A 16,436-nucleotide genomic window follows, 5' to 3' on the forward strand; every position below is an offset into this window, starting at 1 on the left:
ATTGAGGCGTCTACCCCAACAACCCTGACTATCTAATTTCTCAGGTTAAATCTCGAAGACTGTGAAAAACTCTTAATCAACCCAACAAGACGCATTTCAACTTAGGGAATGCAGCCGGTCGTTCCGATCAAACTAATCGCAGAAGATTCGCACGAGTCCTTCAGAAAACTTTGCAAAACAGATGGGACGCATTACTTCAAACGTTGGACTGATCACCGGGACTGACATCGCCGGTACCGTGAATAAACTCATAGAGTTATCAGCAATCCCTCGTGACCGTCTAGTCGCTCGACAAGAATCCCTGAAAGCCGAACAAGTAATTGTCAACGAACTCACTGCGCTTTTAGTTGGAGTCCAGTTACAATCTACACGTCTAGGAACGACGACCAACCTGTCTGGTTTTAACGTCACATCGTCGAATGAAGAAATTATCAAAGCTTCTTCGTCTGGTAGCGGTGCAGTAGGGTCTTACAAAGTTAGGACGGTGGCAACCGCCCAGGCTAGCTCACAAACCAGCGTGCAATTCGAAAGCCCGTCTGCAGCCTTATCCGCAGGCGAACTAACTATCCGAACTGGCGGCTTTGTCGACCGCCAAACCAATCTTGACAGCCTTCGAGGCGGTGCTGGTATTGAACGCGGCAAGATCCAAATTACCAATCGCGCGGGCGAAGCGCGTACAATAGATCTGCGTTTTTCCGTCACCGCCAGCGATGTGGTCGATGCCATAAACAACACCAGCGATCTAAAGGTTCGAGCGTCCATCTCAGGTGATCGCATCGTGCTTGCAGACACCACCGGCCAAACGACTTCGAATTTCAAAGTCGAAGAAATTGGGGGCGGCCGCACGGCAGCAGACTTAGGCTTTTCGGGCATCAATGTTGCAAGCGAACAAGTCTCTGGCGAAAAAATCGCCTTTCTTTCGTCAGCAAGTTCCATCTCAGAACTGCGAGACGGCCGCGGCCTGGACTTCTCCAAAGGTAATGACCTAACTGTCAATTTGTCCGACGGTTCCAAGGTAGACATCGATCTAGATGACACGGCTCAAATCTCTCGCTTAGGAACGCTGCTCACCGCCCTCAACACCGCCGGTAGCGGAAAGCTGCAAGCACGCATCGCCAGCGATGGCGTCTCGATCGAACTAGTCGACCTCACATCTGGGAGCGACACTTTTAGGGCCTCGGGCAAACTTGCCGATTCCTTGGGCCTCACTGGATCGACGCCTAGTGCAGGAGTGATCTCTGGTGAACGCATTCAATCTTCGCTATCGGGTAACATGCTCAGTTCGCTCAACGGCGGACAAGGTCTAGGGCAACTGGGTTCATTGTCGATCACCAATCGTGCCGGTACCAATACATCGGTTGATCTGTCTGCCGCGACTTCTCTCGAAGAGGTCATTAAGACAATCAATGACAGCTCTGCCGGCGTCGTCGCAAGCTTGAACCGGGCTCGAACCGGTATTCGATTGTCAGATACCACTGGAGCCACAACTTCCAATTTGATTGTGACCGATGCCGGCGCAAACAACACCGCCAATAAACTGGGAATTGAAACGAACTCTGGCAACTCTTCCGTTGAAGGCAAAGCTCTGAATGCGCAATTCGTTTCGCGCCAAACTAAGCTTAGCGCCTTGAATCAGGGCAAAGGAGTCGCAACAGGCAGCTTTACGATCACAAATTCGCGAGGGAACATCGCCGCGGTTAATCTCGCAACAGCGAATATCTCCACCGTCGGCGATTTGATCGACACGATCAACGGACTAAATATCAATGTCGAAGCTCAACTCAATAGCTCTGGCGATGGTTTTGTTATTGTCGACAAAGCCGCTGGAAGCGGACAAATGTTAATCGCCAATAGTGGTTCTGGCAAAGCGGCAACAGACTTACAAATCGCCGGCTCGTCGAAATCGATATCCATCAACGGACAAACACAAGTAGCAATTGAATCGAAACAGAACCAGACGGTTTCTGTCACGCAAGGTGATACATTGCAAAGCGTTGTGAATCGTATCCAAGAGCGGGGAGATTCGGCCATACAGGCATCTCTGCTCAATACCGGTAATGGAAGCGTGCGGCTTATCATGTCGTCGAAAACGATTGGCCTTGCTGGACGTGTTTACGTCGATGGTGAAACGGTCGGTATCAGCAGCTCCCAGTCGGCCATCGCTCGCGATGCCGTCGTTTCTGTAGATCCGGGGGAAGACTTCGGGGGGACGATCGTAACTTCATCCACCAATGAATTCAAAGACGTACTACCAGGTCTTACGCTAAACATCGAAGGTGTTTCAGCAGAGACCATTACTATCAATTCTTCAAAATCCTTCAGCCGAATCGAATCAAACTTAAAGCTGTTTGTGGAACAGTACAATAAGGTCGTCGAAAAGCTGTCCAAAGAGACGGCTTACGATCCAATTACACGGACGAGCGGCTACTTATTTGGGTCGACCACTGCACTACGTATCGAACAAACTCTAAATCGGTTTATTACATCTCGTGTTCCCGGTGGAAAGATTCAGTCGCTGGCAGAACTGGGCCTTAGTGTTGACCAGAGCGGGAAAATGAGCCTCAATAGCACGCGTTTGAACAATGCCATCGAACGCGACCCTGATGCCGTCCAATCTTTTTTTACTGACCAAACGCGAGGTTTTGGGGCTCGCGGAAAAGCTCTCTTGGATAATCTCGTTGGGGTCGACAACAGTTTATTGATCAACCGCAGTAATACCATCCAGAGGCAAGTGGAAGAGTTTGATAAACGCGTCGAAAGCTTGAACCTAAGGCTTAGTCGTGAGCGCGTCCGACTGACCAAACAGTTCGTTGGCATGGAACAAGCCATCGCCAAAATCCAGTCCAATCTCAGCGGTTTGAATTTCTCGATATTCGAACAGAACAGTAACAACCGTTAGTCGCGAACAACGCCATCATCACTGGTAGCATTTGCCGAAAACCAGGGCAAGCAACCTCCGCAAATTTGCGATCTAGAGCTGCCTGTTCAAATTGCATTTGCCCAAACCTGCTTGCCTTCCCTGACCCATTGCGAATATAAAGGGCGTTTGGAAAGAACGCACTTTGTCACGCAGGAGGCTGCCATGCGATTTGTGGCTTTAGATTTTGAGACCGCTTCCGAGCGTCCGGACAGCGCGTGCCAAATCGGCTTTGCGGTCATCGAGGATGGAAAGATCATTCACGAGGTCGTCGAGCTGATTCGACCTCCCAGCATGTACTTTTCCCCACGCTGCATCGCTGTGCACGGCATCCAACCCTCCGCTGTACGTCACGCGCCGACCTGGGATGCGATCTGGGAACAACATCAAACAATCTTGGAAGAATACCCGATCATCGCTCACAACGCGGCCTTTGATTTGAATGTGCTGTGTGCTGCCATGAACGCTTACGGTTTGGCTTGCCCTTACCTTGAATATTCATGCTCGAGATTGATCGCTCGACGCGCGTGGCCAGGCAGAACAAGTTATGCGCTGAAAGCGACGGCGGTGGAACTAGGTATCCAGTTCCAGCACCACGACGCATTGGAAGACGCTCGCACTTGCGCCAAAGTGGTCTTAGCGGCCGCCAAGGACGCAGAGGCCCTTTCGCTTGAAGACATGGAAGCCAAACTTGGGATCGATCGCGGGCGAGTCCAATTTGGAGTTCGAATCGGACCAAAAGCAAAATCGCGCCGCAGTTCTACCCGCGCGAAAGCAAACCCGGATTCCGACGATTCAATACCGGACCAGCCGGACCCATCACCACGCGGCAAACCGCGGTCCTTGAGTGCCAGCGAAGTGGCCTCCAGTGTCGCTAGATCCATCCTGGATGCCTGTGGTGATGCCAAGCCGCTGGAGGGCAAATCGATCGTCCTGGCCGGTCGCCTACTGGGACTTGATCGCGCTTCGGCAGTCGCCTTTCTTGAACGCTTGGGCGGCTGCGTCCAATCGAAGATTAACATGAAGACACAATACGTGATCGTTGGCACGCAAGATGACAGCCCAAGGGCCCAAGGTCCAGCCAGCTTCACCGATTCCTCCACCGCCAGCGCGGCAACTTCAACATCAGCCAACTCGCTCAGCGACCAACAGGCCGCTGATGTGCAACGCCGGAACCTCGAGGGGCAATCGATTCGCATGTTGTCGCAACGGCAACTGCTAGCCCTGATCCCTGGCGGCAGTCAGCTAGCTCGTTCCACTGTTGGCTGAGCAACGTCGAGAAATATCTCCGCAGTGGCACGGTAACGCCCGGTGTCTGCGGCGGCCTTCGCGGTTCGGAACATCAGTGCTAGTCAGTTTTTCAGTCTGCGCGATTAGCCGAAATGCGTTAGCATCGGTTCTCTCGGAAACCGTGAGCTAGTGCTCAACGGCGGATTTGCCCTGTTCGGACCAGCGGCAAGGTTGACGGCAGCTAGAAAGTATTCCATCATGAAGCCTCGCAGGGCGATTTCTGTAAACTAAGTGTTCCAGGTTGGTCAGGCTTGGCTTGATAGGCTTGGATGCACGAGGTTACCTCGTGTTCATTACTACTTCACAGATTGTTAGCTCGAGCGATGCTGCGGCTGCCGTCGCAGAAAAGCTCGAGCATCCGCAAAGGCTGGTTGGTTTACAGAATCGCTTCTGCGTTTATTTGCTTGAAAGCAACGGTGATTTCGCATGCATGGCTTCACAGAAACCGAATTCTGCAAGCTATTGGCCAGCTATTTTTCGCGGCGTTGTTTGCTTGTGACATCGCGCAACGCCGAGTTGCTGACGGAAATTTTTCCCGATCGCCCAACCATTGTCGAGAAGCTCGCCAGCAAACTTTCGTTGGCATTCGACCAGCCATTCAAACGTTATGAGCAGCGTTTGATTTTTCAGCACCTGATGCAGTGGAAAGCAACCGCCAAGCTTGCCGTCAAGAAGAAGCGATTGTATTGGCTGGATGATCGCCAATATCAAATTTTGCAGCGGATATCGCTGGGGTGGTCCGCGCGAGAAATCAACACCTGCGTTGAGTTATGCCGAGTGCTCCGATTCCCGACGCATCGCACCCTGTCCTGGCTAACATTGCCACATCGACGTCGTGAGACCAACGTCTGTCACTACCGCAGCACGCTACTGGCCAAACGCGATGGTGGCGTTCGACTATTGGAAGAGCCGCGTCCGATCCTTAAGCGAGCCCAGCGTCTGATCAACCAAGAAATCCTTTCGAAGCTACCGCTGCACGATGCCGCCCATGGCTACGTTCCCAAGCGATCAATCGTCAGTTGCGTGGTGCCCCATGCGGGAGCAGGCGTGGTGCTGAGAATGGATTTACAAGATTACTTTGCATCAATACCTCAAAAACGAGTCGCTGCCATACTGCGCCGCGCTGGATATAGCGAAGAGGTCTCTTTAGCGATCTCGCAACTTTGCTCTAACAAGTACACCAAGACAAAACCCGGTATGGGGACACAGCAGTTTGTGTTCACGGGCTTGCCCCAGGGTGCCCCTACCTCGCCTACATTAGCAAACCTCGTATCGTTCGCGATGGATCGTCGGCTGACTGGCATCGCGCAAGCCTTTCATTGGCGATACACGCGTTACGCTGACGATTTGGTCTTCAGTGGTCAAACCCGTTGCCGTGATGCAATCAAAAAGTTTGCTACGCTGGTTGCAGTGATCGTTCAAGAAGAAGGCTTTAAGGTCAACTTCCACAAAACCAAGGTCATGTATGACAGCCAACCGCAACATGTCTTGGGAATATGCATCAACGAAAAAGTGAACATGATTCGCAGCGACTACGAGAGCTTGAAGGCGACGATCCACAACTGTGTCCGCCAAGGGTGGCAATCTCAAGCGGGCGGGCAGTTAGAATTCCGGGCTATCCTACGTGGGAAGATCGCGTTTCTCCAGCAGTTGAATCCGGCTCGCGCTGCTAAACTCCTACAGCAATTTGAAAAAATTGCTTGGTGAGCTGCCCTCTGGTGCAGCGGCAGTGTGTATTGCGGCGATCAAGAATCGCATTAAGTCCTGTCCAAGACGCCGCACGCCTGCAATTCGCCTTGAACCGCTGCGTCCCAGCCTCGATTGGACGCTGGCGAAGCAGGCGAAGGATGCAATATTTTAGTAACTACCGCATCCTGAAAACTCGAGCGTCCTACCACCACACGACGTAAGGCTTCGTAAGCGTAATTGCCGATCCCAATCAAACACCGAGGCTGAATCAATTCCAACGAGCCAATCAAATGCCTGTCGCACGCCGCTTGCATCTGCTCGCGAACCGCCTTGGGAAATTTGTCAGGCGTCAAATTCCGCCCACCTTCATCCATGAAAACCAGCGGGCAGTAGTTGAGTACAAAGCTGCGTGCAAAGAACGCGTCGGGGGTTGAGAAATGTTCGCGAAAAAAGGACCATAAACGCCGCCCAGACACCTCCGATCGCGGACAATCCAGTCCCACGACAGGGCGTTTAGGATGCTCTCGCTGCGGCTTTTGAATCTTAGCGTCAATCTGCAGCCAGTCTCGAACAATGTGGACTTCGCCAAACGGTACGCCGCTTTGAGCCATCCCCCACGGACCGGGATTCATGCCCATGAAGACATTGACAGCCGACGGCTGAGCATACTTTGAAAGATAGATCCGATGCGCTTCGCGAGCATACTCGTAAGGGTTATAAACCCAGAGTGTGACCGATGAAAAATCGATGTCCGCCAAGTCGCTCGAGAGCTGATCGGCTAGCTTTAACAAACTAGCTGCCAGCTTCCGATTGGTGGCCGCCCCTGACGATGGCTTGGCCATGGAATCACACTCGTTGCAGGATCAAGACTGTATCGCAAATTTCCGAATCCAGCTTTACCGGTTCGTCGATCTCATACCAGAAATCGTACACGCCAGCGATTTTCAAGCTAGGTACGGATTTGATCAAGGCTTTGATCTGAGGGGCGGTATACAGTCGCAAATGCAGCCGGTCAATGAACTTGAAGGATTCCGTGGGCCGTTTGACGGTCATGGTTAATCGCAACTGTTCAACACGCGTTTTTTCGTCCGACTCTTCGACTGTCAGGGTGTAATAGATTCGCGCGTCTTTGTGTTTGGCTTGCCATTTTTCGGTTCCATACAAGTCGCCATCCTTAGGCCATAAATGCAAACCTAAAATGTAGACGCCCCCCACCTTGAGATGATTGGCAACGCACTCCAAATGCTTTTTGGCCGCTTGCTCAGTCAGTAAATGTCGAAAGGTATTGATTGGATTGATGGCTGCGTCAATCTTGTGTCCCAGTTTGAAGTCGGTCATGTCGCCCAACATCATGTTGGCTTTCTGCTTGCTCTTCTTCAATTCGCTTTTGCAGAAATTTAACATCGACTCGCTGAGGTCCAGGCCCGTAAGCGAATAGCCGCGTCGCGCCAGTTCGACGATCATGCGACCGCTGCCGCAGCCAGGTTCAAAGATCTCTTTGACGGGGAAAGGAACGTACTTCTCGAATACTTTTTCGTAGAAGTTCGCTTCCAGATCAACGCCTTCAGCAAAGCCGGCGTCGTAGTATTCGGGATAGTCATACCAACATTTCGTCTCGGAGGTCGACTTTTTCCCGGCAGCAGCTTTGGCAGGCTTTGCGGCAACAACAGCCGAGTCCGCAACTGCTTTCGCGGGCGATTTTTTCTTGGAAGCCGTGAGCTTGGAAACGTCTGAACGTTTGGAAGTGGACGTCGAGCTAGTGCCCTTGTCCTTGATGGTTTTGTTAGCGGCCAACGCGAGTCCTTCAGCGAAATAGAGAAGCAGGCAATCTTACAGTGCCTTATCTTCGTATCCGACAAAGCACTCGGGTTATTTGACGTAGTCTGCGGTCAGCGTGTAAAACGTGCCATTCACACCGCTTGCAGGCGAGACAGTGTCATCGACATCTAACGTTCCTGCAAGCTTAAATTTGCGGAGCCCCCAACGTGCCAGCAGATCGCCCGTCAAGTTGACTTGGATCATGTGTGTCATCGGCGGTTGCGATCCAAAGCAACAGGTCGCTAAATCTGGCACCAGGACGAACGAGCTGAATGTCTTGCTGCTAACCGAATTTGGCATAATGTAACCTTTGACGAAGATGCGCTGGCCATCCAGTGCCAAAGCTTCAGCCGTCGGAACATCGGCATCGCCATACTTGCTCTTCAGTACGGTGAAATCCACGCGTTGATACCCATCAGGCACTTCGGTGTAATAGACATACGTATGATAAATCGGGGCACAAACCAAAGTGGCCCCACAAATGGCGACGGCCAGCCAAGCCATCCCGCGACCAGTGTATTCTTCCGGATACGCCGCAATCGCTCGCAACGCGATCACTCCGCACAGCAAACCGGTCATCGGCAAGACCATCATCGGCACGAACAAAAAGCCCAGCAAACCCAGAACGCTGAGCACCATGGCGAAAACGGCCAGCCGCGAAATAGATTTGTAACTATCCTCGATCGGCAAATCGTCGGTCTCGAAGGCCGTTGAAGAAGTCAATGCATCAATTGTACTCATGATTCGTACTTTGGAGGGAATGTTTGGACGAGTTGTACGATCTTCCGTTGCGACTAGCTGATACAGCGCTGGATCAGTTGCCGGAAACGTATCACCACCGCAGCGTTCGCGGTGGCACCCGTCAAGACTAGTCCTAGGATCAACGCAAGGTTAACCGAAGTCAGAACAGTTACGGCAACGATTTTCCAAAGGTTCATCTTGGAATCTAGCAACCCGCCAGCCCTCGTGCCAGCGTCGCTGGCCGCGACTGGTTGCCCGACGGCACGCCGCTGGTCGGCCGTTTGCTGAACGAATGCGATCAATGAGGGTGTATCGCCCATCACCGGTTGAGTCATCGCGGGCAACTGGTCGGACTGGGAAGAATCGGTGGGACTGGGCCCCGAGGCAGGCGGCAACGGAAAGAAAGTATTCGCACGTTGGAACGCCTTGGGGTCCACTTGCTCCAGTTCCTTCAGCTTCTCTTTCGCTTCAGGCAACGGGCAAACTCGCAGATAGTTAATGACCGGAACACGAATCCAATTGGTGCTACTGTCCGCTTCGACAAACAGCTTTGCCAGCTTGTCCACTTGGCTCCAATCCTCCCAGCGAGCCAAATCCGGAATGACCAAATCCGCATAGTCAGGTCGATCCAACATGATGCGGAAAGAAGTCAAAAGGCCTTCCCGGTTAATCGCCCCGCCATCGGTGCCCTGGAAACGCAACGCTTGAATCGCAGCATACGTGTCGCCATAGGGGCACTTGGTATTCTTAAGAAACAGTTCATCAATCACTGGCAAACCGTCATCGCCAGTGATCGTCAAATAACAAGCGATCAAGGCATCCAGGCCAGCACGCTGATTAGGGTCTTCGCTACGCAATCGTTTTTCCAACGGTTCAGCATCCGATTTATCGGCCACCAAACCCAGCAACGTGTAGTACAGTCGCTTGCGGTCGGGCGAAACAGCGTCATCATTCAACCAGCCCCATAATTGATCCTTATTAAAATGATCCTTGACGGCTTTGATTTCGTCGTAGGGAGCCAACGCAAATTCGTCGTACGCGTCACCGGACAGCAGCGGTTCAGGACTGTCAAGAAACGCGTAAAAGAACTTCAATCGCTCCGAGGGCGTATCGGGCAACTGGAAGACATCTTCCACGTACTTGCGCGAGGTCGCCGACAGCGTCAACGGCGAGGACCACAACAATTCGTCGCTGGTGACCGCCATGACCAAGAACTCTTTTTCGCTTTTCCCTGGCCCAAAATAGGGAGCGACCAGGGTGTCGCCCGCCTTGGCCAGCTCAGCGCCTCGGACAACCTTGTTGACCTTGAATGTCGCTTGGCCATCGATCGTCTCTTGATCGCTGGGCACCAACGACGCAAAACCGACGACGTCCATGCTGGTCATCTCTTGCCGCAGGGTTTGCGAGGCAGCGCTGCAAAATGGGCAAGCTTCGGTCGGCAAATTGGACCAGAAAAATGCAGCCGCGCAGACCACGCAGGCTAGTAGTATCGACTTTAACACAGACATACGAACTTCTATTTCCTACAGGAGCCGGCAAACCAAGGGTAGAACGCTTCTATTCCGATTGTACGGGTTATCCTCCCGCGGATCTACTTATAATGCTTGTTTCATCATAGGTTATCGCTGCGGGCGTGCCAACAGAAGTTTGCTACCGCAAGTTCGGGTCTCCGCACTGAATTAGCCGTTTGTCACACCATCGTTGATACATTTTGGACTGACTTCACCAAAACTTTCGACCTACGACTTAGCGCACCAATCCTATTGCGACGCGTTGGGGCAAGCCCAACGGTCGCCCAGGGCTCGCCGTCACCAACCAACTGACGCTGCGTTCGGAAAGCGAAGCTGGGCCTTGTGCCCAAGCTTCGCAATAGGATTGGTGCGCTAAGGCATGCAGAAACGAGTCTTGCGAGCCGAGAGGGGTCGCACAAATCATAGCCCGCTTCGCTAACAGGAATTGCATTATGAATTACGAGTGCAACTTTAATGAGCAATTCGAAGATCCATGTCAGCTTGAGAAATCCGCATTTAATGAACAATCATCGAGACAAACTGTGGTCATTTAGTTGCGTTCTAGCTCGATCTAGAGCCTTGCAGTCAGCTAATCGAAATTGGATTAGTAGCTGGTAATTCTGTAGAGAAAAACATTGGCTTTCTCTTTCAAACTTCCCACTTCACCATTCAAACTTCTTCTGGTCCATCCACAGTTCGCCGCCGTTTCACTCACTCGTTACTATGTCTTACTTGGTGAACTTGGTGTACGCTTATCGGCGCCTCGACACCCGATGTGGATTGGGTAGGTTTAGATTCTCAAGTACTTCGCTAAGCTTCTTAATCACCACAGACATCCGCTCTTTTGAGGCCGGTGTTTGTATTAAGTCAACGGTAAACAGCTTGAAAGGAAGCGATTCGGGAGTTTGGGAGCGATCGTCCTGAATTATAAGAATAAGCTTCCCATCATCAGACCTTGGGACCACGTATTTTGATTCATCAGTAACGTATACCACTTTATCAAACTCATCCACAATGCTCGACACTATTGCCTCTCTTTCATTTGAAGATGGCGTATTATCAGCACCAAGAATGTTCCAATCGGAGTTAACAACCTTCCTTCTGAAATCTCGTTCTTGTATTTCTGAATACTTAAATCTTAAGAAAGTAATTCCGCATACAATCGCAAGAGATGCACCTAAGACGAGTATCAGAACAATGGTAAGTCGGCGAATTTTTAGATCTGGTATCTGGTCATTCATTAGAAGATCTACTGTTAGTTACGGACGTTAGTTCGAAATGCATGTGCTCTCGCAACCGAAATGTTATTGACGGGACTAAAGTGGCCAAAAGGTCTGGATTGATAGTTCATACGACTCCTTATGAGGTACCGTCTTAGTATCGGGGGAACTTTCTATCCGGTTCCTTATCACGTACAGGTTCCGGGGAACTTGGACAGCAGCCGCATTACCAGTTAACTGTCTGCTTCCTGCTGACCTTGCCCTTTTCTGCAAATTCGCCACTGACAATTGTGACCGGTCCTGAGTTGAACTCAATAGACCAAGGTTGACTTGTCACTGCGGCATCCATGTAGTATGTGACTGATTGGTCATGAATCAGATAGTCCGTTGATGCAGCCCAATACTCCGCTTCTTTCTTCCCCTGAGAGTCGCATGAAATCTGGACCGTGCAGGTGGTATCACAAGTAACTTCGCACGTCAGATTAGAAGAAGTACCACCTTTCGTGATTGACGAATTCCCAAACAACCCAACGCCCCAATACAGGGCCCCCCAACTACTTGCATGAACGTCTAGAAAATCTTCGCCAACATCGACTTTCAGCAATAGACTCGTATCTGTACGTTGGTTAGGCCCGAACGAGTCATTTGGAGAAAATGGCTGGGAATATTTCCATGTTTTATACTGCACGGATGCTCGACATCCCCGTTTGCCTTCTTTTTCTTTCAGCTTTACCTCATATTCGACACCCGGAGGTGTGCCTAACAGGCGTGGGACGCACCTTCCAGTTGGATCGACGTCATTCAGTGAAAAGTATATTTGGTATGTATTCGCGCAATCCGCATATCCAATCGGATCTCTTCCGGTAAATCTGCCACTATGTCCACTCATCCATCTTGCTCGGAAGTAATGCAAACCGACGGTATGATCCCATTCGCGAGCAGTATAGGCGTAACGCTCTACCACTGTGCCGCTGGAGTTGGTCAAAGCGTAGATCGAGTACTGTTGGTTGCGACGGTGCGCTAATGCAAATTCTGAAGGGCAATCGCTAGTCGAGGGCGCTCGTTGCGATGTGGGATCAACCGGAAATAGCGGGGCTTGAGAGGGCATGCTTGCTATTATAGAGTTGGCCGCCGGGTGGTGGTGCGAGACGGGCGGGATATTTGGCAGAGTTTGGGCAAGGGCCTGAAGGGCCGTAGCAATGATTGCCGGTGTGCCGCAGGCCACCGGACTTTGGGGCTCCTTGAGACCGATAAGCCCGAAGGGCTGGCACAAATCATTTATCTCGGCCCTCCGGGCCTGAGGGAACAACTGCAGATGCAAACCGTGGCCGAATCGGCCACGGCAGCAATTGTGACAAGCCTTCGGCTTGAAGAGGCAGGTGAAGAAGGAGTCTAGCCTTGCTATATTCAATCTCACTGGTGAGAATTGGACGATCTATGAAAAGACGCTCGGTTGCACTCCTCATCGAAACCTCCAACGCCTACTCAAGAGGGCTGCTGGAAGGTATTCATCAATATGTCCGACAGCATGAAGCTTGGTCAATCTACTTGCCCGAGCAAGAACGCGCTGCCAAACCGCCCCCCTGGCTGGCCAGTTGGAAGGGCGACGGCATTATCGCTCGCATCGAAACCAACGAAATTGCGGCCGCCGTGCTTGAATCTAAATTACCCGTGGTCGATGTAAGTGCTGCACGGTATGTCCCCGACATCCCTTGGGTAGAAACCGACGATGGAGCAATCGCTCGACTGGCCGCCGAACATCTTATCCAGCGCGGCTTTCGACACTTGGCCTTTGTCGGTGATCCAGGTTTCCAGTGGTCGAACCTGCGTCGCGAAGCGTTCCACGAATTCGTTTCCTCCGCTGGCTTTGATTGCCATATCCACGACTCGATCCCGAGGATGGATGCCGACTACACATGGGACCGTGAACAAAAGGGCTTAGCGAAGTGGATTTCCAAGCTGCCTAAACCGATCGGTGTCATGGCCTGCTATGACATCAAGGCCCAACAAGTCTTGGACGTCTGCCGCGAATTAGAGATCGCGGTCCCCGAGCAAATTGCGGTCATCGGCGTCGATAATGACGAATTGCTATGCAACTTTTGCGACCCTCCTCTGTCCAGCGTGATCAGCAACACCCGTCGCGCCGGTTACGCCGCCGCATCGCTGCTGGACCACTTGATGTCGGGCGAAACGATCGACACGCCCTCGATCTTATTTGAACCGATTGGGATTGCGACTCGCCAATCCACCGACATATTAGCGATCGATGACGCAGATATCGCGCATGCGCTGCGGTATATCCGCACGAATTTCATGACCGGCATCAACGTCAGTGATGTCGTCAAACAAGTTCCGCTATCGCGCCGCGTGTTTGAAAGCCGATTCGCAAAGGTACTTGGTCGTACGCCCCATGAAGAGATTATTCGTTTGCGAATCGAACGTGTGAAACAGTTGCTCCGCGAAACGGATTTAACGATGGCTGCAATCGCTCACCGCACCGGTTTTCGGCATGAAGAGTACTTGTCCGTTGCGTTCAAAAAGCACGTTGGTATCGCTCCGAGCAAATTTCGTTAAGCGGCGAAGTTCTTGCAAGCCTGCCGCTCAAAGCTCTTGAGTTTGAATAACATGCTTTTGCTGCCGCCGTGGCAGCTTATCTTCGCCCGCGAGGTTGACATCCGCAACTTGAGCGGACTGTTTCAAATCAAATCGTTTCAGGAAACCAGGCCGTTCGCGACGACCGCCCAGGGAATAATCATCCCATAACGCTTGAGCCACCACGGCTGCATCCAGAGAACGCTCTTGAGTCAAATACTTCAGCAGCAGTTCTACCAAATGCACCAGCGAAATCCCGTGCATCCGCTTGTTCTGATCGAACAGCCATTGGCTCAATTGCATCAATTGTTCGAATGCAGATCGCTGCGGGTTGCAAATCAGTGGCAGCGTGTGCTGGAAATTACCACTGTTGCCAATCAAATCCCAGTGCCTTGCAAATCGGCGCAACCGATGAATGTCTTCAAACGACAAAAGTTTGTTGCTGAGAATCTCATAAGGTGGATGCGGGCTGTACACCATCTGCCATGCTTCATCATGACGAATGATAGGCGTGCCTCGCAAGCGTTTCAGCACGCCCACTTGGATCTCTTGAGGTCGCAAGGCAAACAGACGATCAAATCCACTGGCAAAGCTTTCTAACGTTTCGCCGGGCAATCCGATGATCAAGTCTGCATGCAGATGGACGCCAGTCTGCTGTGTCAAGAATCGAAAGTTATCTTCCAGTTTTCCAACGTCTTGTTTGCGACTGATCAAGACTCCCACCTCGGGATTGAACGACTGAATACCAATTTCAAACTGCAACGCACCCGGAGGAAACTGAGCAATCAGTTCTCGCAGCGATTCGGGCAAGCGATCGGGAATCATCTCAAAATGCAAGAACATCCCAGGCTGAAAGCGATCGAGAAAGAACTGCAAGATCGCTCGCCCAACGCGTAAGTTCAAGTTGAAAGTGCGGTCGACAAACTTAAATTGCCGAACACCGCGATCCAGCAAACGTTGCATGGCCGCCAAAAATGGCTCCAGCGCAAACATCCGGACCGGAATCTCTAAGGAAGACAAACAGAACTCACAAGTGAACGGACAACCGCGCGACAGTTCGACATAAATCACTCGGTGAGCGATGTCCTGATCGTCATACAAATCATATGGCATTTGCAGCGATTCCAGGCTGGGAACCGAAGCGTGGCGAATCTTGGGGACTGGCCGATCGCCTGCCACCAGTTGCTCGCACAATTCACGCAGCGCGAGGTCTGCTTCACCGGCAATCACATAATCGGCAAGCTGCACTAGGGGTTGGTCTTCGATTTCATAGCTGACTTCTGGGCCGCCGAGTACGACAATCACTTCCGGTCGAACTCGTTTCAAATCCGCAACCAGCTTGGTCGTCTGTTCCACGTTCCAGATGTAGACGCCTAACCCTACGATCAGCGGTTCTTCACGGAGGATCGTCGCCAGCATTTCTACTGAGCTATCGCCAATCACGAACTCGAGAATCTGCGTTTGGCTGGCCAGCGGCCCCAAATTGGCATGCAGGTACCTCAGGCCAAAGGCCGAGTGGATGTAACGCGCGTTTAATGTGGCCAGTACGATTTTGGCCATAGTTTACTTCTTGGTATCGTTAAAGTGATTCAAAGGTGTCAACAGCAGCCAAACGGAGTTTACCCGATGCTTCTACAAAGGTTCGATCCATCGCCGTAACGTTCCTTAAAGCAGATGTCATGCTTGGTTGTACCTTTGTGAGAAATATTTGATTTAGATTTTAAGCGGGTGCTTCCGCCCAAAGGCGGGACTACGAACAAATCAGCATAACGCGAGGTTGGCACTTTCGGCAGTCACATTGGAAAACTCTGCCTACGCTGCCGCTAAACTTATCCGCAACGCTACTCAAAAATTCAATCGCCGGCTGTAAGAACCACGATTTCCCTCAGTATTCCTGATGAAACACATCTCAATGACGCACTTCTACTACGGAGGACATTATGTTGCAGTTACGTAAATCCAGCCAGCGCGGTCACGCCAATCATGGCTGGTTAGACACTTACCACACTTTTTCGTTCAGCACTTATCAAGATCCGAACTTCATGAACTTTCGGGCCTTACGCGTCATGAACGAAGACCGCGTTGCTCCGGGTGCCGGATTTGGTACACACCCGCACCGCGATATGGAAATTGTCACCTACGTGCTAAGCGGCGCCCTGGAGCACAAGGACTCGATGGGCAATGGAGAAATCCTGAAACCCGGCGAATTCCAGCGCATGTCGGCGGGTACCGGTATTACGCACAGCGAGTTCAATCCGTCCAGCGATGACCCCGTCCACTTATACCAAATCTGGTTGTTGCCGCAGCAACGCGGGATCCAGCCCAGCTATGAACAGAAACATTTTGACGAAGCTCAACGGCTGAATAACCTGCGCTTAGTCGCTTCACCAAATGCCGAAAATGATTCGCTGAAGATACATCAAGATGCTAAGATCTTCCTGGCTACAATCGACGCAGGCCAATCAGTCGAGCACACATTGGCTCATGACCGGCATGCATGGTTGCAAGTTTTGCGTGGCAGTGTGGTCGTCAATGATGTCGAGATGGAAGTGTCCGATGGTTTAGCGGTCAGCGATGAACGCCAATTGCGAATCACGGCCACGGATCGCTCGGAGGTCATGTTGTTTGACTTGGCGTGAGCATAGTTTTGATAGTTAG

The 16,436-nt window shown here is 51.6% G+C and carries 12 protein-coding genes; 5 read left to right on the forward strand and 7 right to left on the reverse strand.

The genetic code is table 11. The annotated features are described in order from the left end of the window. Positions 1–181 precede the first annotated feature (181 nt). The 3 genes from fliD to SH302x_RS20130 all read left to right on the forward strand — a co-directional run bounded on the left by fliD (position 182) and on the right by SH302x_RS20130 (position 5,914). Positions 182–2,899, forward strand: a complete 2,718-nt coding sequence (gene fliD, locus SH302x_RS20120; RefSeq protein WP_479364396.1) for a flagellar filament capping protein FliD — start codon at positions 182–184, stop codon at positions 2,897–2,899. 183 nt (positions 2,900–3,082) lie between these two features. Continuing rightward, a complete protein-coding gene (locus tag SH302x_RS20125; RefSeq protein WP_479364397.1) occupies positions 3,083–4,186 on the forward strand; it encodes an exonuclease domain-containing protein in 1,104 nt (367 codons plus the stop codon). 447 nt (positions 4,187–4,633) lie between these two features. After that, on the forward strand, positions 4,634–5,914 hold the full coding sequence (locus SH302x_RS20130; RefSeq protein WP_479364398.1) for a reverse transcriptase family protein: 1,281 nt from the start codon (positions 4,634–4,636) through the stop codon (positions 5,912–5,914). A 50-nt stretch (positions 5,915–5,964) separates the two neighbouring features. On the opposite strand, the gene SH302x_RS20135 is transcribed toward SH302x_RS20130, so the two are convergent. The 6 genes from SH302x_RS20135 to SH302x_RS20160 form a co-directional block, all read right to left on the reverse strand. Continuing rightward, on the reverse strand, positions 5,965–6,738 hold the full coding sequence (locus tag SH302x_RS20135; RefSeq protein ID WP_479364399.1) for a uracil-DNA glycosylase family protein: 774 nt from the start codon (positions 6,736–6,738) through the stop codon (positions 5,965–5,967). 4 nt (positions 6,739–6,742) lie between these two features. Beyond that, the gene (locus tag SH302x_RS20140; protein WP_479364400.1) at positions 6,743–7,690 is read right to left on the reverse strand and encodes a class I SAM-dependent methyltransferase; all 948 of its coding nucleotides are present in this window, start codon (positions 7,688–7,690) and stop codon (positions 6,743–6,745) included. A 75-nt stretch (positions 7,691–7,765) separates the two neighbouring features. After that, positions 7,766–8,455 (reverse strand): DUF4190 domain-containing protein, encoded by a 690-nt coding sequence (locus SH302x_RS20145; protein ID WP_479364401.1) that lies wholly within the window; start codon positions 8,453–8,455, stop codon positions 7,766–7,768. A 53-nt stretch (positions 8,456–8,508) separates the two neighbouring features. Continuing rightward, positions 8,509–9,963 (reverse strand): hypothetical protein, encoded by a 1,455-nt coding sequence (locus SH302x_RS20150; protein WP_479364403.1) that lies wholly within the window; start codon positions 9,961–9,963, stop codon positions 8,509–8,511. 755 nt (positions 9,964–10,718) lie between these two features. Beyond that, complete coding sequence (locus SH302x_RS20155) at positions 10,719–11,207, reverse strand: hypothetical protein (protein ID WP_479364405.1); 489 nt, start codon at positions 11,205–11,207, stop codon at positions 10,719–10,721. A gap of 205 nt (positions 11,208–11,412) precedes the next feature. Further along, complete coding sequence (locus SH302x_RS20160; RefSeq protein ID WP_479364407.1) at positions 11,413–12,294, reverse strand: RHS repeat-associated core domain-containing protein; 882 nt, start codon at positions 12,292–12,294, stop codon at positions 11,413–11,415. Positions 12,295–12,623: 329 nt separating this feature from the next. Between SH302x_RS20160 and SH302x_RS20165 the strand changes: the two genes are divergently transcribed. Then, complete coding sequence (locus tag SH302x_RS20165) at positions 12,624–13,760, forward strand: XylR family transcriptional regulator (RefSeq protein WP_479364409.1); 1,137 nt, start codon at positions 12,624–12,626, stop codon at positions 13,758–13,760. A gap of 27 nt (positions 13,761–13,787) precedes the next feature. On the opposite strand, the gene SH302x_RS20170 is transcribed toward SH302x_RS20165, so the two are convergent. After that, positions 13,788–15,338 (reverse strand): B12-binding domain-containing radical SAM protein, encoded by a 1,551-nt coding sequence (locus tag SH302x_RS20170; protein ID WP_479364410.1) that lies wholly within the window; start codon positions 15,336–15,338, stop codon positions 13,788–13,790. 380 nt (positions 15,339–15,718) lie between these two features. On the opposite strand from SH302x_RS20170, the gene SH302x_RS20175 reads away from it, so the two are divergent. Next, positions 15,719–16,417: a pirin family protein gene (locus tag SH302x_RS20175; protein ID WP_479364412.1), complete on the forward strand. Its 699-nt coding sequence runs from the start codon at positions 15,719–15,721 to the stop codon at positions 16,415–16,417. Positions 16,418–16,436 lie beyond the last annotated feature (19 nt).

It is taken from the genome of Njordella calcicola (assembly GCF_056494125.1).

Excerpts from the sequence above, each read along its gene's own strand:
- fliD (WP_479364396.1), top strand. The coding sequence starts at position 182 with ATGGGACGCATTACTTCAAACGTTGGACTGATCACCGGGACTGACATC.
- SH302x_RS20125 (WP_479364397.1), top strand. The coding sequence starts at position 3,083 with ATGCGATTTGTGGCTTTAGATTTTGAGACCGCTTCCGAGCGTCCGGAC.
- SH302x_RS20130 (WP_479364398.1), top strand. The coding sequence starts at position 4,634 with ATGCATGGCTTCACAGAAACCGAATTCTGCAAGCTATTGGCCAGCTAT.
- SH302x_RS20135 (WP_479364399.1), bottom strand. The coding sequence starts at position 6,738 with ATGGCCAAGCCATCGTCAGGGGCGGCCACCAATCGGAAGCTGGCAGCT.
- SH302x_RS20145 (WP_479364401.1), bottom strand. The coding sequence starts at position 8,455 with ATGAGTACAATTGATGCATTGACTTCTTCAACGGCCTTCGAGACCGAC.
- SH302x_RS20150 (WP_479364403.1), bottom strand. The coding sequence starts at position 9,963 with ATGTCTGTGTTAAAGTCGATACTACTAGCCTGCGTGGTCTGCGCGGCT.
- SH302x_RS20155 (WP_479364405.1), bottom strand. The coding sequence starts at position 11,207 with ATGAATGACCAGATACCAGATCTAAAAATTCGCCGACTTACCATTGTT.
- SH302x_RS20160 (WP_479364407.1), bottom strand. The coding sequence starts at position 12,294 with ATGCCCTCTCAAGCCCCGCTATTTCCGGTTGATCCCACATCGCAACGA.
- SH302x_RS20165 (WP_479364409.1), top strand. The coding sequence starts at position 12,624 with ATGAAAAGACGCTCGGTTGCACTCCTCATCGAAACCTCCAACGCCTAC.
- SH302x_RS20170 (WP_479364410.1), bottom strand. The coding sequence starts at position 15,338 with ATGGCCAAAATCGTACTGGCCACATTAAACGCGCGTTACATCCACTCG.
- SH302x_RS20175 (WP_479364412.1), top strand. The coding sequence starts at position 15,719 with ATGTTGCAGTTACGTAAATCCAGCCAGCGCGGTCACGCCAATCATGGC.